Annotated in this window: 13 protein-coding genes; 9 read left to right on the top strand and 4 right to left on the bottom strand. The window is 63.7% G+C overall.

Features of this window, described 5'->3' with window-relative positions; all coding sequences use genetic code 11:
- Window positions 1–3: 3 nt before the first annotated feature.
- From ACODSR_RS17435 to ACODSR_RS17445, 3 genes are all read left to right on the top strand, one after another.
- On the top strand, window positions 4–1,626 hold the full coding sequence (locus ACODSR_RS17435) for a GMC family oxidoreductase (protein WP_489077895.1): 1,623 nt from the start codon (window positions 4–6) through the stop codon (window positions 1,624–1,626).
- An 86-nt stretch (window positions 1,627–1,712) separates the two neighbouring features.
- Window positions 1,713–3,173 carry a lignostilbene-alpha,beta-dioxygenase NOV2 gene (gene nov2 / locus ACODSR_RS17440; protein ID WP_489077896.1) on the top strand — a complete coding sequence of 487 codons (1,461 nt, stop codon included), beginning with the start codon at window positions 1,713–1,715 and terminating at the stop codon, window positions 3,171–3,173.
- 218 nt (window positions 3,174–3,391) lie between these two features.
- Window positions 3,392–5,785, top strand: a complete 2,394-nt coding sequence (locus ACODSR_RS17445) for a TonB-dependent receptor (RefSeq protein ID WP_489077897.1) — start codon at window positions 3,392–3,394, stop codon at window positions 5,783–5,785.
- 75 nt (window positions 5,786–5,860) lie between these two features.
- Here the strand turns inward: ACODSR_RS17445 and ACODSR_RS17450 are convergent, their stop codons facing one another.
- Entirely contained in the window at window positions 5,861–8,689 is a 2,829-nt protein-coding gene (locus ACODSR_RS17450) for a TonB-dependent receptor (RefSeq protein WP_489077898.1), read from the bottom strand.
- Window positions 8,690–8,989: 300 nt separating this feature from the next.
- Here ACODSR_RS17450 and ACODSR_RS17455 point away from each other — a divergent pair, with 300 nt between their 5' ends.
- Complete coding sequence (locus ACODSR_RS17455; RefSeq protein ID WP_489077899.1) at window positions 8,990–10,330, top strand: MFS transporter; 1,341 nt, start codon at window positions 8,990–8,992, stop codon at window positions 10,328–10,330.
- On the top strand, window positions 10,330–12,156 hold the full coding sequence (locus tag ACODSR_RS17460) for a DUF8034 domain-containing protein (RefSeq protein ID WP_489077900.1): 1,827 nt from the start codon (window positions 10,330–10,332) through the stop codon (window positions 12,154–12,156). The genes ACODSR_RS17455 and ACODSR_RS17460 overlap by 1 nt, the downstream gene beginning before the upstream one ends.
- 118 nt (window positions 12,157–12,274) lie before the next feature.
- Here ACODSR_RS17460 and ACODSR_RS17465 read toward each other — a convergent pair whose 3' ends face one another.
- From ACODSR_RS17465 to kdgD, 3 genes are read right to left on the bottom strand one after another with little or no spacing between them, the layout of a single operon-like run.
- Window positions 12,275–13,825 (bottom strand): carboxylesterase/lipase family protein, encoded by a 1,551-nt coding sequence (locus tag ACODSR_RS17465; protein WP_489077901.1) that lies wholly within the window; start codon window positions 13,823–13,825, stop codon window positions 12,275–12,277.
- Window positions 13,822–14,712: a LysR family transcriptional regulator gene (locus ACODSR_RS17470; RefSeq protein ID WP_489077908.1), complete on the bottom strand. Its 891-nt coding sequence runs from the start codon at window positions 14,710–14,712 to the stop codon at window positions 13,822–13,824. The genes ACODSR_RS17465 and ACODSR_RS17470 overlap by 4 nt, the downstream gene beginning before the upstream one ends.
- Before the next feature lie 28 nt (window positions 14,713–14,740).
- Window positions 14,741–15,679, bottom strand: coding sequence for a 5-dehydro-4-deoxyglucarate dehydratase (gene kdgD, locus ACODSR_RS17475; RefSeq protein WP_489077902.1), 939 nt, complete (start codon window positions 15,677–15,679; stop codon window positions 14,741–14,743).
- 263 nt (window positions 15,680–15,942) lie between these two features.
- On the opposite strand from kdgD, the gene ACODSR_RS17480 reads away from it, so the two are divergent.
- Genes ACODSR_RS17480 through ACODSR_RS17495 form a run of 4 tightly spaced genes read left to right on the top strand, consistent with a single transcriptional unit; the run spans window position 15,943 to window position 22,090 of the window.
- The gene (locus ACODSR_RS17480; RefSeq protein ID WP_489077903.1) at window positions 15,943–16,356 is read left to right on the top strand and encodes a hypothetical protein; all 414 of its coding nucleotides are present in this window, start codon (window positions 15,943–15,945) and stop codon (window positions 16,354–16,356) included.
- 58 nt (window positions 16,357–16,414) lie between these two features.
- Window positions 16,415–17,683, top strand: a complete 1,269-nt coding sequence (locus ACODSR_RS17485; protein ID WP_489077904.1) for a TolC family protein — start codon at window positions 16,415–16,417, stop codon at window positions 17,681–17,683.
- Entirely contained in the window at window positions 17,683–18,927 is a 1,245-nt protein-coding gene (locus ACODSR_RS17490) for an efflux RND transporter periplasmic adaptor subunit (RefSeq protein WP_489077905.1), read from the top strand. Before ACODSR_RS17485 ends, ACODSR_RS17490 begins: the two co-directional genes overlap by 1 nt.
- Entirely contained in the window at window positions 18,917–22,090 is a 3,174-nt protein-coding gene (locus ACODSR_RS17495) for an efflux RND transporter permease subunit (protein ID WP_489077906.1), read from the top strand. The genes ACODSR_RS17490 and ACODSR_RS17495 overlap by 11 nt, the downstream gene beginning before the upstream one ends.
- Window positions 22,091–22,228 lie beyond the last annotated feature (138 nt).

Raw genomic sequence — 22,228 nt, forward strand, 5'->3', positions numbered from 1 at the left:
TCCATGGAAGATACCGACATCATCGTCGTGGGCGGCGGATCGGCCGGGGCCGCGATGACCGGGCGGCTGGCCGAAGCCGGGCTGGCCGTCACCCTGATCGAAGCGGGCAAGACCGACCGGCATATGCGCTCGCGCGTGCCTGCGCTGACCAGCGCGATCGTGCAGAACCCGGACTATGACTGGTGCTATCAAGTCGAACCGGACCCGACGCTGGGCGGGCGGGCGGACATCTGGCCGGCGGGCAAGCTGCTGGGCGGGGGGAGCGCGCTCAACGGCATGATGTTCATTCGCGGCCATTGCTGGGACTATGACCAGTGGGCGGCGATGGGCGCAGAGGGCTGGGACTATGCGTCGGTGCTGCCTTATTTCCGGCGGATGGAGGATAATGAGCGTGGCGCGGACGCCTGGCGCGGGACTGGCGGTCCAATCGCCGTGTCGGAAGGACGCGCGCGCTATCCGATCACCGACCAGTGGATCGCGGCAGCGCAACAGGCGGGCATTGCCCGCTCGACTGATCTGAACGGTGAGAGCGCCGAGGGCGTCGATTATGTCCAGGTGTCGCAGCGCAACGGCACGCGCTGTTCAGCGGCGCGCGGCTATCTGCACGAACGGCGCGGCGGCAAGGCACCGACCGTTCTGCTGGAGGCGCAATTGCTCCGGCTGCTGATCGAGGATCAGCGCGCGGTCGGGATCGTCTATCGTCAGGATGGAATCGAGAAAATCCTGCGGGCGCGCCATGGTGTCGTGCTGTCGGCAGGCGCGATGAATACGCCGCGACTGCTGATGCTGTCGGGCATCGGCCCGGCCGATCATCTGGCGGATATGGGCATAGAAGTGGCGCGCGACCTGCCTGGCGTCGGCCGCAATTTGCAGGATCATGTCGGCACCCATGTCGTCAACGAAGTCGATGGCGCGACGCTGAACAGTGATGCGCAGGGGTTGCGCGGGGCGTGGCAAGTGCTGCGCTATGCTTTGGCGAAACGCGGCGCGCTGACCACCGCGATCGGTCATGCGCAGGCGTTCGTCAAAAGCCGGGCGGATTTGCCCGCGCCCAATCTCCAGATCAGCTTTGCTGCCTTCGCCTTCGACTTTGACGAGCGAGGCCGGTTGATGCTGCGGAAAAATCCTTCCGTGTCGACGCTGGTCGGACTGATGCGGCCTAGCCATCGCGGGCGGATCACACTTCGCTCACCCGATCCGCTGGCCCCGCCGGTCATCGCGCACCGGCAACTCGACAGTGAGTTGGACATAGAGCAGATCGTCGAAGGCATCGGCATCGCCCGTAATATCCTGCGCCAATCGGCCATTGCGGCGCATGTGAAATCGGAACTGCGCCCCGGCGCGGCGCTCACAGATGCGGCGCAGTTGCGCGACTATGTGAAGATGGCGTCGATCCCGCTCTATCACCCGGTCGGCACCGCGCGTATCGGGCATCGCGATGATCCGGCTGCGGTGGTCGACGCGGATTTGCGCGTCATCGGTGTGGACGGGCTTTGGGTCGCCGATGCGTCGGTGATGCCGTCGCTACCCGCGGGCAACACCAATGCGACCGCGATCATGATCGGCGACAAGGGGGCGGATCATGTTCTCAAGACGCTGCGCCGTAACGCGCAGGCGGCGGCATAAAGGTTGCCCCGGCATACATTCTGCGCTTGCAATAATAGTAACGAATGTTAGTATAAGTCCCAGGAGAGAATAAGGAACCAAGGGCGATGCCAAGCTATCCCCAGACCATCCATTTCATCGGGCTGAACGCACCCGTGGGCATCGAATGGTCCGCGCGCAATCTGGACGTGATCGGCACTATCCCTGCCGAGATTGACGGCGCTTTCTTCCGTGCCGTGCCGGACCCTGCCCATCCGCCGATGTTCGATGATGACATTGTGCTGTCGGGCGACGGCATGGTCGCGAAATTCGCCATTCATGACGGCAAGGTGGATTATGCGATCCGCTATGTCGAAACCGAGCGCTATCAGTTGGAGAAGGACGCGCGGCGCGCGCTGTTCGGCCAGTATCGCAACCCCTTTACAGACGATCCCAGCGTTGCGGGGCGCGACCGCACTGTCGCCAATACCACGCCGGTTTGGCACGGCGGGCGGCTGTTCATGACCAAGGAGGATGGCCTTGGCTATCAGGTCGATCCCGACACGCTGGAGACGCTGGGGCGCTGGGACTATTATGGCGCGCTTAGATCCCAGACCTTCACTGCCCATCCGCGCGTGGACCCGGAAACCGGCGAAATGTTCTTCTTCGGCTATGAGGCCGACGGGCTATGTTCGACCAAAATATCCTATGCGATCGCCGATCGCGACGGCAAATTGATATCCGAACAATGGTTCGACCAGCCCTATTGCTCGACCATCCATGATTTCGCGATCACCCAAAATTACGCGATCTTCCCGATCTTCCCGACCACCGCCGATCTCGACCGGCTGAAGGCGGGCGGAGCGCATTGGGCGCACCAGCAGGATCTGGAAAGCTGGGTCGGCATCATGCCGCGCTATGGCAAGGTGGAGGAGATGCGCTGGTTCAAGGGACGCAAGGGCGTGTCGGCCTTCCATCTGGTAAACGCCTTTGAAGAGGATGGCTTCGTCCATCTGGACCTGTGCCTGTCGGATACCAATGCGTTCGGTTTCATGCGCGAGGCGGGTGGCATCCAGCGCGACCAGCGTGAGATTCAGGGCGGGTTGACCCGCTGGACCTTCGACCTGTCGAAGGAGGGTGAGACGTTCGAGGAACGGCTGGTCGGCCCGCCCGGCGACATGCCGCGCTTGCGCGATGCGGATCAGGGGCGGCCCTATCGGGCGGCCTGGTATCTGTCGATGAACCCGCAGGGCGGGCCACCGTTGCCCGGTGGGCCGGTGGGTTTCGCGTTCAACGCGCTGCTGCGGATCGAGCCGGGCAATGGGCGCATCGATATGATGGGGCTGGAGCCGGGCATGGCGATCAGCGAACCGGTGCATGTGCCTGCAGCGCAGGAAGGGCATGACGGTTGGCTGCTTATGGTCGTCGATCGGCAGGCGGGCGAGGCGGATTTCAAGTCGGAACTCTGGGTGGTGGAGGCCGGTGCGATTGCCGCCGGGCCGATCGCTCGCGTGCCGATGCCATTGCCGATGCGGGCGCAGGTTCACGGTGCCTGGGTATCGGCAAAGCAGCTTGCGGACGCCGCTTGACAAATAGTAACGATCGTTATTTAATGACGGAGAGGGCAGGATCATGAAGGTCTCATCCCCCTCCAAAAATACTGGCAAAGCAGCACAGTCTGACGAGCAGGACCAGAGGATGGCAGCAAAGGCAGACGCATAAGCGTCGCCCGGACCGGAATCGCCCCAAGGGTGGTACGGTGTCGTCCTCCCCATGCTCAGCGGGCTGACAATAGGGAGGAAAAATAATGACATATATCTGGAAATCCGCGTTCAACGGCAGCGCCGCCAGCCTGGCGCTGGTCGCCGCGATGATCGCGACACCCGCCCTGGCACAGGATGCAGCTGCGCCGGCACAGGCCGCCGATCAGTCGGGCCAGCCCGCCGACATCATCGTCACCGCACAGTTCCGCGCACAGAATTTGCAGGACACACCGATCGCGATCACGGCCGTGTCGAGCGAAACGCTCGCCGCGCGCAGCCAGACCAGCGTCACCGACCTTGGCCAGTTCGCCCCCAACGTGGCGTTGGCGCCAGCAACGAGCCTTCAGGGCAATTCGGTCGCCGCCTTCATTCGCGGCGTGGGTCAGCTCGATTCCAGTTTCGCGCTGGAGCCGGGCGTGGGCATCTATATCGACGATATCTATTATGGCACCACCTATGGCGCGGTGATGGACCTCACCGATCTGGAGCGGGTCGAGGTGCTGCGCGGGCCGCAAGGGACGCTGGCGGGCAAGAACAGCGTCGGCGGCGCGGTCAAGCTGTTCAGCAAGAAGCCCGACGCCACGGCGGGCGGCTTTATCGAGGCGACCTATGGCAGCTATGACAAGCTGGAACTCCGCGGCAGCGCCAATATCCCGCTGACCGACAGCCTGTTCCTGCGCGTGTCGGGCGTATCGAAAAATGTCGATGGCTATATGAAGCTGCTCGATTATGGCTGCGTCAATCCCGCGTCGGGCATTGCGCCCACCGGCACCAATGACAAGGGATGCCAGGTCGGCACCGAAGGCGGCATCGACGTCATGGCCCTGCGCGCCGCGCTGCGTTATGCGCCTGCCGGATCGCCGTTGGAAATCAACATCGTCGCTGATGTGTCGAAGGATAATAGCGAAGCGGTCGCAACCAAATTGCTTTACGCCGACAACCCGCTGGTGCGCAGCTATGTGCCGGGCAATCCAGTCGCAGGCATCCCGTTCGACAGCCGGTTCATCACCGCGTCCAAAAGCTATACCTCCTATGCCAACTATGCCACGGGCGGCAATTATACGACCGTGTTCGGCATCCCGACCCAGGTTGCGCCCGGCGGTTTCACCGCCAGCCCGACCAGTTCGGTCAAAAGCTGGGGCATTGCCGGGACGATCGACTATGATCTGTCCGACATGCTCAAGCTTAAATCGATCACCGGCTATCGCAAGGCGGACGGCACCAGCGCGATCGACATCGATGGATCACCGCTCACCATCCTGTTGCAGCAGTTCAACTATGGCCATGAACAATTCACGCAGGAATTGCGCCTGAGCGCCAATTTCAACGATGCGGTCGATCTGACCGTGGGCGGTTTCTATTACAAGGCGACCGATCTGCTGACGGGCCGCAGCGCCATCCCGACGCTGCTGTTCGATTTCCTGGTCGACGACGTCGTCAAAAATCGCAGCGCATCGGCCTTCGCCCATGCCGAATTCCATGTCAGTGATGCGTTCAACGTGATTGCAGGCCTGCGCTACACCGACGACAAGAAAACCTATGATTATTCACGTCGGAATGTCGACGGCACCTTGCCGAGCGGGGCCTTCTTCGCCCCCAATTTCCTCCTCGCGGGGCTGGACGGCCTGTCCGGCACGTTCAAGGGCAGCCGTCTCGATTATCGTCTGGGGGTCAATTATCGCTGGAGTGACCAGTTGATGACCTATGCGCAGGTTTCGACCGGCTTCAAGGGCGGCGGCATCAATCCGCGCCCGTCTGCGCCCGATCAGGTGCAGACATTCGGCCCGGAAAAGCTGACCACCTATGAAGCCGGGTTCAAGGCGGACCTGATGGGCCGCATGATACGCCTCAACGGCGCTGTGTTCCTGAATGATTATAAGGATATGCAGCTCGTCCGCTATCAGTGCCCGGAAAGCGTGGTATTTTCCTGCTCGGTGCCGTCCAACGCTGGCGACGCCCGCGTGTTCGGCTGGGAACTGGAAGCCTCGCTCCATCCCACCGACGGCCTGTCGATCGACGCATCGGCCGGTTATCTGGACTTTGATTATAAGAAGATCACCAACCCCGCGACGCTGGTGACCAAGGATATGATCGCCCCCTTCATCAGCAAATGGCAGCTGTCGGCGGGTATCCAATATGAAGCGGATCTGGGCGGGTCTGGCACGCTGACCCCGCGGATCGACTGGTCCTGGCGTTCCAACTATTTTTACAACGCGATCAACAACCCGTTCAACCAGATCAACGCGCCCCATCTGGTCAATGCGCGCCTGACCTATCAGGGACCGGACAAGGACTGGTCGCTCAGCCTTGGCGTCACCAACCTGCTCGACAGCTATTATTATGCGGGCAAGGCAGAAAATGTCGGCAGCTTTGGTGTCGTGACCGGTGTGGTCGGGCGGCCGCGCGAATGGTCGCTCACCGCGAAAAAGAGCTTCTGACGCGCCACTAAAAAATGGCCAGTTGCCGTGCAGGGCAACTGGCCATCAGGGCGCTCCGCTTTCAGGAAGGGCGGGTTAGAAGGCGTAGCGCATACCGAAGTTGAACTGGCGACCGCTATGGGTCAGCACGTTCAGACGATTGGTTTCATCGACAAACTGGTCGTTCTTCGTGTCTGTCAGGTTGATCGCCTCGATGCTCAGCTTCATCTTTTCGGTGATGTTGTAGCTGGCCTGCGCATCGACGTTGATGGTGCGGTTGGTGCCATTATAGGCATTGCCTTCCGTCCCCGGCACGGCGGTCAGATATTTGGACCGATAGGCCACGGACCCGCGAATCTGGAACTTCTTGGTTTCATAATAGAGCGTGGCGTTGGCGGCGTGCCGGGACAGGCCGACCAGCGGCGCTGTCACCGACGTGCTGCCATTAGCGGCGGTCAGATATTCGATGTCCGACTTCACGAATGTATAGTTGGCCAGCACACCGAAATTGGCCAATGCGCCCGGCAGGAAGCTGAAGGGCTGCTGGATATTGACCTCAAACCCCTTGAGAATGCCGCCCGACGAATTGACCGGCTGGCTGACGATGAAGATATCGGTCGTTGGTATATTCGTGCCGGCCAGCAACGAATCGGGAAGGCCAAGGCTGCTGTAGGGTAGGCCGACGCTCAACGTCTGGACGAAGGTGCCGATATCCTTGCGGAAGGCGGCCAGCGCATAGATCGCCCCTTGCGTCGGATACCATTCGATCGACACGTCCAGATTCTTCGACGATGTGGGCTTGAGGTCCGGGTTGCCGGACGAAAAGCTGCGGTTACCACCCGATATGTTCAGATTTCCACCCGGTGTCAGCGACGCAATCCCGGCGCGGGCCAGCGTCTTGGCAGCGGCAAAGCGGACTTGCAGGTCTTCGGTGATATTGCCGACCAGGTTGATCGACGGCAACCAGCGCTTGTAGGTGCGATCCGCCGTGACGAGATCGATCCGGCTCCCCTGACTGCGATAGCCGGTCGAGAACTGGTCGGTCTTGACGTAACGCACGCCTACATCGCCACGGATCGGCAGGCCCGCGGCGGCAAGATTGAATTGGGCCATGCCCCATACGCCCAGATCCTTTTCCGTCACGGTGATATAGGAACCGCGCGCGGTCGCATTCTCGACACCGCCAGTGGCGTAGATCGGATTGCCGTAAATATTGCCCTGGCTGATGAAGGCATCCAGATTGGGTATGATCCATGCGGTGGGCGTGCCGGCCGGGATACTCAGCCCCTTGCCGAAGCCGTCGAACAGGGTGGTCATACCTGCCAGTTGCGCGGCGGTCAGCGGGGCGACAATGGTTTCAGCCGACAGGCGGCGACGCTCGGTCGAATCATATTCAAACTTGCGCCAGTCGGCACCCGCTTTCAGGGTCACCATGTCATTGGCTTCCCATTCGACAAAGCCCTTGGCGGTGGTGAAGGCGTTGTCCACCGTCTGGGGACGGATGCGCACTTCCGACGTGCCGCTCACGAAGCTCCAGGTCGATGCGCTGGCGACATCGACGCCCGGCGCGATGGTGGGGAAGCGGCTGGTAAAATCATATTGGAAATTGCCGGTATTGGCCGCGTCGATCGTCACCGTGGTCTGGATCGGATTCTTGAATTCCGATTTGGCGTGACCGCCCATGATGTTGATCTTCACCCGGTCGCCCAGCTGCTGGTCGATCGATCCGTTGACCTGATAAAATTCGGTCTTGAGGACGTCGTAGCGGGCTTGCGATCGCATATCGACATTGTCGAACGTGCCGCTGATGATGTTGTTATCGCCATCGACCGCGCCATCGCGGATGATCGTCTGCGGCTTGCCGCTGCCCGACCGGCTGAAGCTGATCGCCTGAAGCTGGGCTTCCTTGCGGGTGCCGTCCAGCCTTGAATAGAGGCTGTCGATCGAAATCGTCGTGCGGTCGGTCGGCTTGAACTGGATGGACCCTGCCGCGCCCAGACGCTTTTGGCGGATGTCGTAGCTGACCAGACCGGGGATGCGCGGATGGAACAGCGCAGTGTTCGGGTTGGTGTCGTTGATCTGCGCGATCGTCTTGCCGGGCAGGGTCGATGCCGGATTGAAACCGCCGCTGGTGGGATTGCTCGGAACGATGTTGAACCCGCCATAGGTCCAGCGCGTGATGTTCGCGCCTTCCTCGACAATCTTGCGCTCTTCATAGGCGACTGACAGCAGCACGCCGAAGCGGCCATCGTTGGTCTGGGTCGCGACCAGCCCGGACAGGCGCGGCGTCGTCTTGCCGCTCAGATCATTATAGCTGGCGGCGGCGGACAGGACGGCGGTAGGTTTCTTGTAGTCGAGCGGACGCGCGGTTTGGAGGTCGACGACGCCGCCCAGCGACCCTTCTTCCACATCGGCGGTCGCGGTCTTGCGCACCGACAGGTTGCTGAACAGGTCGGACGAGAAGATGTTGAAGTCGAAACCACGGCCACGATTGACGCCGCCCGAATTGTCGGTGCCGCCGGTGGTGCCGATCGCTTCCATGCCGTTGATGCGGACGCGGGTATATTCGGGGCCAAGGCCGCGCACCGTGACGTTGCGGCCTTCGCCGTTGACGCGGCTGATGGCGACGCCGGGAATACGCTGGAGCGATTCGGCAAGGTTCAGGTCCGGGAATTCCGCGATGTCCTCCGCCTTGATCGCGTCGATCGAGGCGGTTTCGTTGCGCTTGACGTTCAGCGCGCTGTTCAGGCTGGCGCGGAATCCGGTAACGACGATGTCGGCGGCGGCAGGCTCGTCCTGCGGCAGGGCGGTGGCTGGCGATGCAGTCCCCGCATCGCTCTGCGCCAGCGCTATCGGTGCCAGGGCAATCGTTGCGATTGCGCTGGACAGGCTCAGCATCGCTTTGGTTCGACGGGTGGCGTTCATGGCCTTTTCACTCCCCTGATATGCGCGGCTTGCGCTTATGATGTCCGGCATTGATCACCGGATTGGTTCCACTTCGATAGCGCTGGAACGGGATAATATGCCAATCCCAATGCCGCATGGATCAATGCACGGCTTGCACTGATCGCTGGCGGCCTTGCGGAGCCGCTCCAGCATCAAGCCAAGATGGGACTGGATCATGGCGGATTTCGGCTTGGACCGGCCCGGCCTGTCCCGCTAGCGTCACTCCTTGCCATTGCGACCGTTCCGACAGATGGACGGCACCGTTGAGGAGAGCCATTCGTGATCCGCCCTGCCACCACGACTGCCGTTGCCGCTGATCGGCCCAGCTATGTGCGCTATCGCATCATTGCGCTGATCTTCCTGATCACGTCGATCAACTATGCCGACCGCGCAACCTTTTCGATCGCGGGCAATGCGGCGTCGGGGGAACTCGGCATCTCCCCGGTGCAGACGGGTTTCATCCTTTCCGCCTTCGCCTGGGCCTATGTATTGGGACAGATACCGGGCGGCGCGCTGCTCGATCGCTTCGGCACCAAGCGCATTTATGCCGGGGCCATAGCACTCTGGTCGATCTTCACGGCGATGCAGGGCACAGTCGGGCTGATCGCGGGGCTGCCGGTGGTGGCGACATTGTTTGCCATGCGCTTCATGGTCGGCTTTGCTGAATCGCCGTCCTTTCCCGGCAATGCCCGTCTGGTCGCGGCCTGGTTTCCCGGCGCTGAGCGCGGCACGGCGTCCGCCATCTTCAACAGCGCGCAATATTTCTCGCTCGTCGCCTTCGCCCCGCTGATGGGCTGGCTGGTCCATAGTTTCGGCTGGCGCGCGGTATTCTGGGTCATGGGCGCACTGGGGCTGGTGGCGGCTGCCCTGTTCCTGCGCTATATCCACAGCCCGGACCGGCATCCGTCGATCAACGCGGCGGAACTGGCGCATATCGAGGCGGGCGGTGGCCTCATCCATATGGAGGATGGCGCGGCGCAGGCGGCACGCGCGCCGACCTTTACCTGGACCAATATCCGCCAATTGCTGGCCAACCGCATGATGCTGGGCATTTATCTCGGCCAATATTGCATCAATGTGCTGACCTATTTCTTCGTCACCTGGTTCCCCATCTATCTGGTCAAGGAACGCGGCCTCAACATCATGGAAGCGGGCTTTGCCGCCGCCGTGCCCGCCTTGTGCGGCTTTGTCGGCGGACTGGCCGGCGGCTATGGCTCCGACCTCATCCTGCGCCGCACCGGATCGCTCGATCTGGCGCGCAAGACGCCGTTGGTCGCCGGGATGCTGCTTGCCACGCTCATCATCGCCTGCGTCTGGGCGGAATCGGAAACATGGGTCATCATCTTCATGGCGCTGGCTTTCTTCGGCAAGGGCGTGGCCTCGCTCGGCTGGGCGATCATGGCTGACGTTGCGCCCAAGCAACTGGCCGGGCTGTCGGGCGGGGTATTCAACATGTTCGGCAATATCGCCGGTATCGTGACGCCGATCGTCGTCGGCTTCATTGTCGCGGCGACCGGATCGTTCGACTGGGCGCTGATCTTCGTGGGCGCGCATTGCCTGCTCACCATCTTCGCCTTCCTGGTGATCGTCGGCCCGATCCGCAGGCTGGAGCTGGCCTGATGCGGATCGGCCGTCGCGCTTTTGTAGCGGGTGCCGCTGCGCTCGCCTTGCCCGCCCAGGCCCACACCCGCGAAACCCTCGTCGCCAGCACGCCGATGCCACCGCCGCGCTGGGCCGTGCTACAACGCCAGTTGCTCGCCGCCAATGAAGCCGCTTGCGTCGATTTCTACGCCAAATATGTCGACCGGCGCGACCGGCTGCGCGTGTTCGAGCGCTGGGGCGCCAATGACGGGCCGGACGACGCGGCAGAGGCGACCAACGACTGGTTCCTGCTCCACGCGTTGGGCGGGGGCGACCGCATCCGCGACCTCGCCGCCCGATTCTGGGAAGGGCATCTGCGTCAGTTCACCGCCGCCCGGACCGTTGATGTGCCGATCGCGCGGCAGGGCATGTATCATCGCGAATTTCCGGTGCAGATGGACTGGCAGCATAATGCCGAAGGGCTGACCAGCTTCAACGTCATGGGCCTGTCCATGCCCCGCGACACGGCGCTGCGCGCGCGCACCGCGCGCTACGCTGATTTCTACACCGGGCGCGATTCTTCCACGCCCAATTATGATCCGAAATTGCGGATGATGCGCAGCATGATGAACGGCAGTCGCGGCCCGATGTTGCGCCCCGCCACCCCGCTCGACTGGGCAGGCGATCCGTTCGACCCGACGCCGTTCCATATGGAACATGGCGAAACCACTTACCAGGAAACGCTCGACCATTATGCCGAATATGGCGATGTGGCGGGTGATAATCCGCTGAACCTGCAAGCCACGACCTTGGGTCTCAACGCCTATGCACTGGGCGGCGGGGAGCGCTTTCGCCGCTGGGCGCTCGATTATCTCGATGCCTGGGTCGAACGTGCCGCGCGCAACGGCGACATATTGCCCAGCCATGTCCGTCCCGACGGCACCGTCGGCAAGGATTGGTGGACGGGCGTCTATGGCTGGGGCTTTTCCCCCCGCGTGCCGCAAACCGGCGTACGCGAAAATCGCAACCGCGTCCCCCGCTCCATCACCGCCTTCATGGGCGCGCTGCTGATGAGCGGCGACCAGCTTTATATCGACCTGTGGCGGCGACAGAATGCGCGGATCAACGCCGCTGCGCGCACCATTGACGGCGTGGCGCACACGCCGACCATGTATGGCGCGGACGGCTGGTATGGCTGGAAGCCCCGACCCTACCGCACCAACGGCTTTGAAATCTGGTATATGTCGCAGCGCGCCGAGGATCGCGCCGCCGCTGGCGATCACCCCTGGATCGGCTTTCTGGAAGGGCGCGATCCGTCTTACGCCGAACGTGCGATCGAAGCGGACCTCAAGCGCGTGGCCGACCGCGTCGCCCTGCGCGAAGCCGACACCACCACGCCGCAGACCCGTCTGGCTGACTGGCCGATTGGCATCAACCCGGCCAGCGTCACCAGTCTGGTCCAGTTGATGACGGGCGGCCTGCACATCGCCCGCCCGCCCTGGTCGAAAACATCACCGCCACAGGGCGGCGTGCCGCTCCATTGCCGCCTGCGTTATTTCGATCCCGCCGCGCGTCGCGCCGGGGTGCCGCCGCAGGTTGCCGCGCTGGTCCACAGCCTCTCCGACAATGCGACGGAGGTGACGCTGGTCAATCTCGACCCCAAAAGTGCGCGCAGCGTCACCGTGCAGGGCGGCGCCTATGGCGAACATCGCATCGACAGCGTGACGATCGACGGGCGCACGATTGCTGCTGGCGGGCGCGATGTGACCGTGCGGCTGGGGCCGGGCTGCGGCGTGCGCTTGCGTCTGGCGATGACCCGCTACGCCTTGCGCCCGACGCTCAGCTTCCCGTGGGACCGGGTATAGAGCGAAGTACATGCCCTGATCCGTTCGTTTCGAGCGAAGTCGAGAAACGTCATGCGCAGGTTTCTCGACTTCGCTCGAAACGAACGGATGTTGGAGATTTAACTGGAAGTCATGGGGTCTAACCGCCCGGCTTGATATAGGGCGCGACCGAGAACAGCAGCCTTTCCTCCCGGCGCGGATCATGCTCGATCCGCACGTTGCGGTCGAAGATCATCGTGGGCCGCTGCGCCAGATCAAAGTGCGGCCAGTGCGGTAGCGCCCCGCCATTAGGATCGCCCGTCCGCGCCAGCGCGATGAAGGCGTCCGCCATCACCCCTGCCAGCCGCCGCGCTGCCGCGCTCACCCCCGTCCGCGCGCCCGGCGCATCGACATTGTCGAACACCAGCGGAATGTCGAGCGTATGGAACGCGCCCAATATCCCGCCGGCGTCGGGGCATGGGAAATCGAGCTGATACATCCATGTGGGCGCACCGATTCGCGCCCGCTCCTCCGCCTGGATCAGATGTCCCGGCCAGGAGCGCCCGGCGGTGGAAGCGGCCAGTAAAATCTGCCCCGGCGTCCGGTCGGGATATAATTGGCGATAGCGCGCGATCACATGGTCGGGGGCCATATCCTTGACCATCTGCCGCGCCAGCCGGTCGGGCAGGTTGTCCCATGTCGTATCCCCGGCACGCAATGTCTTTTCGATCCACAGTGCGGTTTCGTCGTGGGTATTGCCGATGATCAGCGGAATATGCGCCGCCTCGCGCGGGGCGTCCGGCACGAAGGGGTGCCGCGTCAGCACATGATGATCCAGCGTGGAAGTGAAACTAATCTCGCCCTTGCCCTCCAGCGGATCGGTCATCGCCATCGCCGCGACCAGCCGGTCGATCGGCAGCCGGGCCAGCGTCGCCACGTCCGCTGCGCCAGCCTTCGCCATCCAAGCCTTCGCCCGCGCCGTCGCATGGTTCGGCCCGGCGGCGGTGACATGCTGCCCGCTCATCGTCGCGGCGGCGTGGAACAAGGGCCGCGCTTCCGCCATCGCCATCAGTGTCACGACCTTCGCGCCGCCGCCCGACTGGCCGAAGATCATGACCCGCCCCGGATCGCCGCCGAACCCGGCAATATTATCGCGCACCCATTGCAACGCCAATATGATGTCCAGATTGCCGACATTGCCCGATTCCCTGGGGCCGCCCAACTGCGCCAGATAGGCATAGCCCAGCGCCGCCAGCCGATGGTTGAGCGTCACCACCACCACATCGCCGCGCCGCACCAGATTGCCGCCATCATATAGCAGATCGCTGCCCGACCCATGGGCGTGCGCCCCGCCGTGCAGATAGACCATGACCGGCCGCCGCCCCTTGTCCAGCGCAGGCGTCCATACGTTGAGGAACAGGCAATCCTCCGACGTCGGCTCCTCCGGCTTGGTTTGTGGTGCGGAAGGGCCGTAGCGGGTGGCGTCGGCAATGCCCCGCCATGGCGCAGGCGGCAAAGCCCGCTGAAACCGGCGCGGGGCAGTATCGGCACCATAGCGGATGCCGCGAAACGCCAGCACGTTCCGCTCGACCGTCCCGCGCACCCGTCCATAGCGTGTCGTCGCAACCGGACTGGCGGGTGCCCGCGCCGCCACGACCAGCGGCGCGGCGGCCAGTCCGCCGATCAGCGCGCGCCGGTTGATCCCGCTCATCCGGTCGCCTCTTCGCACAGCTGCCGCATCGCGGGCAGCGCCGGATTAGCATTGTCGCGCCGCCACGCCATGTGCAGTTCGACCGGCTTGTCGATCGGCGTCATCAGGCGGCGGAACTGCACGTCCATCATATGCAGCCCGGTCGCGCTTTCCGGCACGATCGCCGCGGCGACCCCGGCATGGACCAGCCCAAGCATCGAATGGATCTGCGTCACATGCTGGACATAGAGGGGGGCGACCTGGGCCTCGTCGAACAGCCGCACCAGCATATTGTGGAAATAGCTCGCCCCCTGGCGCGAATACATGATCAGCGGCTGGCCATCGAAATCGCCCGGTTCCAGCGCCGCTTTCGACTGGCGCGGATCGCCCGGCGGCAGGGCGACGAACAGGGGCTCGTGCAGCACGCAACTCGTTTCAAACTCATGCCGGTCGATCGGCGGGCGGACGAAGCCGATGTCGATCAGGCCGGTGAGCAGCGCATCGACCTGTTCGCTCGACACCATCTCACGCAATTCCAGCTCGATATTGGGCAAAGCCGCACGCGCCTGCGCGACGATGCGCGGCACGACATTATAGCCCGATACGGCGGTGAAACCCAGCGCTACGCGCCCGGCATCCCCCTTCGCCACGCGCCGCGCGGACAGGGCAGCGCTGTCGGACAGGCGCACGATCCGCCGCGCCTCGATCAGGAACACGCTGCCCGCAGGCGTCAGGCTGACTTGCCGACTGGTGCGTTCCAGCAATTGCACGTCCAATATGCGTTCGAGCAGCTGGATCTGCCGACTGAGTGGCGATTGCGTCATGTTGAGGCGCTGCGCCGCGCGGCCGAAGTGGAGTTCTTCGGCAGCGGCGACGAAGCAGCGGAGCTGGCTGAGTTCAAACATCATCACAAACTAGCCCCGCCTTTCGCCCAAGTCACGCGGCGGCGGACAAGGCCCCCGGCGATACCGCCTCGATCAACACACGCAGTTCGGCTTCCTCGGCTGCCGACAGGTCGGTCAGCGGGGAGCGCACCGGCCCGGCATCGCGCCCGATGATGCGCATCCCTGATTTGACGATCGACACGGCATAGCCCTGTCCCTTGTTGCGCAGGGCGATATAAGGCAGCACGAACCGGCGCAGTCCGTCCATGACATGGGCATGATCGCCCGCGCGCACCGCCTTGTAAAAGGCCAGCGCCCATTCGGGCATGAAGTTGAAGATCGCCGACGAGTAAGTGGTGACGCCCATGGTGAGGTATGGCGTGGCGAAGGTTTCCGCCGTTGGCAGCCCACCAATATAGGTCAGCCGGTCGCCCATCCGCGCATAGATGCGCGTCATCAGTTCGATGTCGCCCACGCCATCCTTGAATCCGACCAGATTGGCGTTGCGCTCGCACAGGCGGGCGAGGGTTTCATCGTTGATGACGGCATTGTCGCGATTATAGACGATGACGCCCAGGCCGGTTGAACGGCACACCGCCTCGATATGGTCGGCCAGCCCTTCCTGCTTGGCGTGCATCAGATAAGGGGGCAGCAGCAGCAGGCCGTCCGCGCCCGCCTTCTCCGCGTCGCGGGCAATGCCGGTGGCGATGGCGGTGCCATAGCCGCAGCCGGAGATAACCGGCGTCTTGCCGCCGCCTTCCGCTACGGCTGCCGCGACGACCGTGGCAACTTCTGCCGGGGTGAGGGAAAAAAATTCGCCGGTGCCGCCCGCTGCGAACAGGCCGGTCAGTTCATGACCCAGCATCCAGGCGCAATGTTCGCGATAGGGGCCTTCCAAAAATGCGCCATCGGCATCGAAGTGGGTGACCGGAAAGGACAACAGCCCTTCGCCCAGATGCCGGGCCATATCGGTGGGGCTGTAATGGCTCATATGCGCTGCTCTCCTCTCCACGGTGGGACATTCCACGCCCGTGCTTGGGGAGAGGAAATAGGCGCTTTCGGGGTCATGCGTCCAAACCAAAGACGCGCATGAACGATGCAGAAGCTGGCATGATCGGCCAATGTCGTGACGGGCGGCTGTTTGTGTGGGTGCAGCAGAATATGCTGCTGCCGTGCCACTAAAAGCAATGTGGGACCGCGGATTGCGATGGACAGATACTTGTGTCGTTACGTTCGCTTGGATAGGCTCCGCCGATGTCCGCGTTGCGCCCCTCCCCGTATTTTCGCCTGGGCGCATGGCTGTGCATTGCGCTGCTGGCGCTTTTTGCGGGCATGAGCCTGTCGCGGATGATCGATCAGGTCCAGCACGCGCCCGGTATGACCCAAGGCCATGGGCATCTGCTGTTCAGCGCATTGTCCGTGGAAGAAGCCCACGACGCCGACCATGATGTGCGCGGCGAAAAGCAGGACGGCCAGCCCGATCGCCTGCCCGACAGCCATCACCATCATGGCGACAGCGGGGCAGGCGTCATCCTGCTCGGACAGGCGGGGCTTGCCATGTCATCATCGCGCTCTGCGCCACCCATTATAGGGGTTGATCGGGTGGAGCCGGACTCCGTCTCGCAGGGGCCAGAGCGCCCACCCAGGCTGATCGCACTTCGCGTCTGAACCTGCGGCCGCCATGCGGCGCGGGTTGGTCCGTGTCGCATAGCGAAAGCCTGTTTTCATGTTTCCATCTGTTCGTCCGCGCGCTTTTCCGCGCCTGACCATAGCGCTGCTTGTCAGCGCTTTCTTCCCCGCCCTGCCTTTGGGGGCGCAGGGGCTGACGCTCCCTGACGCCCTGTCGCGTGTCGCGCAGGCCGATCCCGGCGTGGCTGTGACCGCTGCCCAGCGTGACGCGGCCACCGCCGCCATGCGCCAGGCGGAGGTACGCCCGCAGGATGTCGTCACCGTCGATCTGGAGGACCTCGCCCGCACTGGTCCCTACACGCCGATCGCCAGTACCCAGACCACCGCCTGGTATGAGCGGACATGGGAGCGGGGCGGGAAGCGGGAGGCGCGGGTCGGCGTGGCCCGGCTCAGCCGCGACGTGACGCAGCAGCGCGGCCGCCTGCGCCAGCTCGACATATTGGCGCAGGCGCAGGCGGCGTGGGTTGAGGCGCTGGCCGCCGAGGCCGAAATTCCCGTCGCGCTGGAACGTTTGACGCTTGCCCAACGGCTGGAACGTGAAGTGGCGCGCAGGGTTGGGCGTGCGCTAGACCCGCTGTTCGCGCTGGAACGCGCCCGCACCGTCGTGGCGCAGGCGCGCATCGCTCATGAACAGGCGATCGAGGCCGCCCGCATCGCGCGCCTGTCATTGGCCGCATGGTGGGGCGCGGACGGCGATGTGCAGATCGACACCAGCAGCTTCTCCCGCCTCGCGCCCGACCCGGCAGCCGACGCGCAACCCATAGATGTGGCGCTGCTCGACGCAGAACGCGACGCAGCGGCAGCACGGGCGCGGCTGGCGGAAGCGAACAGTGCGACCGATCCGACCCTGCGCGCAGGGCTTCGCCATTATGGCCAGGGCAATGATGTCAGCATCGTGGTCGGCGGCTCTATCCCGCTTGGCGGTCGTCGCGCCCAGCGCGGCAATGTCGAGCAGGCCGAAGCCGAACGCCGCGTCGCCGAAGCCGAGATCGCGGTGCTGCGGGTGCAGGTCAAGCGCGACATGGACCGGCTGCTGGCCCAGCGCGCGGCGATTGTGCGTGAAATCAACAAGATCGACAATGCCGTGTTGCCGAGCGCCGAGCGCGCGGTGCTGCTGGTGCGCGAGGGCTATAATCGCGGTGGCACCGCCTTCACCTTCCTGGAAGTCACGCAGGCACAGGAAGCGATGATCGATGCCTATGATCGCCGCATCGCCCTGCTCAAATCCTATCATCTCGACGGCGCACTGCTCGACCGACTGACCGGTCGCCACGCCTCCTTTCTCGCCAGCGCGGAGAATCGCTGATGTCCCCTTATCTCAAATTGGCAGCCTTGCTGTTTGTCCCCGCCCTGTTCGCCGGTTGCAGCGAAACCCCGCCCGCCGACGATCATGCGGAACATGGCGCGGCGGAGGCCGAGGAAGAACGCGGCCCCCATCGCGGCCGGATGCTGCGAGACGGCAATTTCGCGGTCGAGATCACCATCTTTGAAGATGGCGTCGAACCCGAATTCCACATCTACGCCTATCGCGACGACAAGCCGGTCGCGCCGCAAGATGTTCAGCTTAGTGTCGAGCTTGTCCGCCTGGGCGGCAAGATCGATCGCTTTGCCTTCACCCCGCAGGAGGATTATCTGCGTGGTGGCGGTGTCGTCACAGAACCGCACAGTTTCGACGTGAAGGTCAAAGCGGTCGAAGGGGGGCGCACCCACACATGGAGCTACGCCTCCTATGAAGGCCGCACCACCATCGCCGCCGACGCGGCGCGGGCGGGCGGGGTGCGATCCGAACGGGCAGGGCCAGCGTCGATCGCCGAACTGATCGACATGTCCGGCCGCATCGAAATCACGCCGGAGGGCAAGGCCGATGTGCGCGCGCGCCTGCCCGGCCAGATCCTGTCGATGACCGGTGAGCTGGGGCAGGTCGTACGGCGTGGCCAGACGCTGCTGCGGGTCGAATCCAGCCATTCGCTCCAGACCTACACCGTCACCGCGCCGATCAGCGGCACCATCGTCGAAAAGAACGCCAATGTGGGGGACATGACCGGCGATCGCGCGCTGTTCGTGATCGCCGACCCGACCAAGCTGCACGCCGAATTTTTCGTCTATCCCCGCGACGCTGAACGGGTGCGGGTGGGCCAGAAGGTCGCGCTGCGCAGCCTGTCGGGCGCGGCGCGGCTGACCGGCGCGGTGGAGGCAATCCTGCCGACCGCCGATCTTGCCAGCCAGACCCTGCTCGCCCATGTCCATCTGCCTGAATCCGCAGCGGAACAATTCCGCCCTGGCATGGGGGTAGAAGGTGCCTTCGCGGTTGCCGAGACGCAGGCACCGCTGGCGGTGCGGACCAAGGCGATTCAGCGCTTCCGCGACTTTGATGTCGTCTATGCCAAGGTCGGCAACAGCTATGAGGTGCGGATGCTGGAACTGGGCCGCAAGACGCCCGAATGGACGGAGGTGCTGGGCGGACTGGAGCCGGGGACGGAATATGTCACCGATGGCGCTTTCCTGATCCGCGCCGACATCGACAAGTCGGGAGCCAGCCATGACCATTGAGGCCATATCCGATACGCAACCCGCATTGCTTGAACGCATCATTGCCGCCGCCATTCGCCTGCGCTGGGCGGTGCTGGCCGCCGTGCTGCTGCTCTGCGCGCTTGGCATCTGCAGCTTTCAGCGCCTGCCTATCGACGCCACGCCTGACATCACCAATGTCCAGGTGCAGATCAACAGCGAGGCGGTCGGTTTCTCCCCGCTGGAGGCGGAACAGCGCGTGACCTTCCCGGTCGAAACCGCGATCGCGGGCCTGCCGGGGCTGGACTATACCCGCTCCATCTCCCGCTATGGCCTGTCGCAGGTCACAGCCGTCTTCGCCGATGGCACCGACATTTATTTCGCGCGCCAGTTGATCAACGAACGGTTGCAGACCGCGCGATCGCAATTGCCGCCCGGCGTCGAACCGGAAATGGGACCAATCGCCACCGGCCTTGGCGAAATCTTCATGTACACGCTGGAGGCCAAGCCCGGCGCGCGCAAGGCGGACGGCACACCCTATAATGCCGAAGATCTGCGCACCTTGCAGGATTGGGTGATCCGCCCGCAACTGCGCAACACGCCCGGCGTCACCGAAGTCAACAGCATCGGCGGCTATGAACGGCAATATCATGTCACGCCCCTGCCGGACAGGATGGCGGCCTATGGGCTGGCGCTGGACGATGTGGTCGATGCGCTGGGCCGCAACAATGCCAATGTCGGCGCGGGCTATGTCGAGCGCTATGGCGAACAATATCTCGTCCGGGTGCCGGGGCAGGCGGGGGGCGTCGATGATCTGAAATCGATCATCGTCACCAATCGCGGCGGCGTGCCGATCCGCATCAATGACGTGGCCGATGTCGGCATGGGTCAGGAATTGCGCACCGGGGCCGCGACTGAGAACGGTCAGGAGGTGGTGCTGGGCACCGTCGTCATGCTGGCGGGCGAAAACAGCCGTATCGTCGCTCGCGCGGCAGCGGAGCGGCTGGAAGAGGCGGCCAAGGCATTACCCTCAGGCGTCGAAGCCGTCGCTATCTATGATCGCACCGATCTGGTCGAACGAGCAATCTGGACGGTCGAGAAGAATCTGCTCGAAGGCGCCTTGCTCGTCATCGTCGTGCTGTTCCTGCTGCTGGGCAATGTCCGCGCCGCGCTCATCACCGCCGCCGTCATCCCGATTGCGATGCTGATGACCATCACCGGCATGGTGCAGGCAGGCGTATCGGGCAATCTCATGAGCCTGGGTGCGCTCGATTTCGGCCTGATCGTCGATGGCGCGGTCATCATCGTGGAAAATTGCCTGCGCCGCTATGGCGAGGCGCAGCATGGTTTGGGTCGCTTGCTGGATCGCGACGAGCGCTTTGCCCTTGCGGCTTCGGCCACCTCTGAGGTGATCCGTCCGTCGCTGTTCGGCGTCCTCATCATCGCGCTGGTCTATGTGCCGATCTTTGCCCTGACCGGGGTGGAGGGCAAGATGTTCCACCCCATGGCGATCACGGTCGTCATGGCGCTGACCGCTGCGCTCATCCTCTCGCTCAGCTTCGTGCCCGCCGCCATCGCCCTGTTCGTTACCGGCAAGGTCGAGGAAAAGGAGAGCCGCCTCATGCTCTGGGCGCGGCAGGTCTATGAACCGGCGCTGGAAAAGGCGTTGCGATTGCGCAAAGTCATTGTCGCACTCGCTGTCGGCCTGGTGCTGGTCGCAGGTTTCGCCGCCAGCCGGATGGGATCGGAATTCGTCCCCAACCTCGACGAAGGCGACATCGCCATGCACGCCCTGCGCATCCCCGGCACCAGCCTGACGCAGGCGATCGGGATGCAGAAAACGGTCGAGGCGCGGCTCAAACGCTTCCCCGAAGTCGAGCGCGTCGTCGCCAAAATCGGCACGGCGGAAGTCGCGACCGACCCGATGCCGCCATCGGTCGCCGACACATTCATCATGCTCAAGGACCGCAAGGACTGGCCCGACCCGCGCAAACCGCGCACCCAACTGGTTGCCGAAATGCAGGCGGCGGTCGAACAGATACCGGGCAATAATTACGAGTTCACCCAGCCGATCCAGATGCGCTTTAACGAGCTTCTGTCTGGCGTCCGCGCCGATGTGGCGATCAAGATATTCGGCGACGATCTCGACGAATTGCTCCGCATCGGTCAGTCGGTCGAGCAGGTCGTTGGCGGCATAAACGGCGCAGCCGATGTCGGCGTCGAGCAGGTCACGGGTCTCCCGGTGCTGCAAATCACCCCGGACCGCGCCGCGCTGGCGCGCCTCGGCCTCAATGTCGGCGACGTGCAGAATGTCGTCGCCATCTCGATCGGCGGCAAGGAAGCGGGCGAGATGTTCGAGGGCGACCGCCGCTTCCCGGTGATCGTTCGTCTGCCGGAGGATATCCGCCGCAAGGTGGACGAAATTGGTCGCCTGCGCATCCCCTTGCCCGGCAATGGAGACGGTCCACGCGGCTTCGTACCGGTGCAGGACGTCGCCAAGGTCGAAGTCATTATCGGTCCCAACCAGATCAGCCGCGAAGATGGCAAGCGCCGTGTCGTAGTGACCGCCAACGTCAGGGGCCGTGACCTTGGCAGCTTCGTGCAGGAATTGCGCGAGAGGGTGGACCGGGACGTGGAGCCACCGGCAGGCTACTGGATCAGCTATGGCGGAACGTTCGAGCAGCTGATCTCCGCCGCCGAGCGTCTGCGGCTTGTGGTCCCGGCGGCGCTGTTGCTGATCTTTGGCCTGCTCTACGGCCTGTTCCGCTCGGTCAAGGACGCCACCATCGTTTTTTCCGGCGTGCCGCTGGCGCTGACCGGAGGGGTTGCGGCGTTGCTGTTACGGGACTTGCCGCTGTCCATTTCGGCGGGGATCGGGTTCATCGCCTTGTCCGGCGTCGCGGTGCTGAACGGGGTGGTGATGCTCAGCTTCATCCGCACGCTGCTGACAGAGGGACGACCGCTGGAGGACGCGATCCGCGAAGGTGCGCTCACCCGACTGCGACCCGTGTTGATGACGGCACTGGTCGCGAGCCTGGGTTTCGTGCCGATGGCGTTCAACGTCGGGGCCGGGGCAGAGGTGCAGCGTCCGTTGGCCACCGTGGTGATCGGGGGAATCGTCTCATCGACATTGCTGACTTTGCTGGTGCTGCCCGTCCTTTTTCGGCTGATGCATGGGCGACGCCGAGAAGGGATGCAGCCTTGAAGTCCCATTTTTCGGGACTTCTGCACCAACTTCCATCAAAAAAAGTCATTGGTGTGAAAAACCCTGTTGACCGAATCTGTGGGCTTACCTAGAGGGCTGTTCACCGGACGGGGCGCTGCCTAATGGGAGCGTTCGGTA

Source organism: Sphingobium sp. FG125, assembly GCF_057809795.1.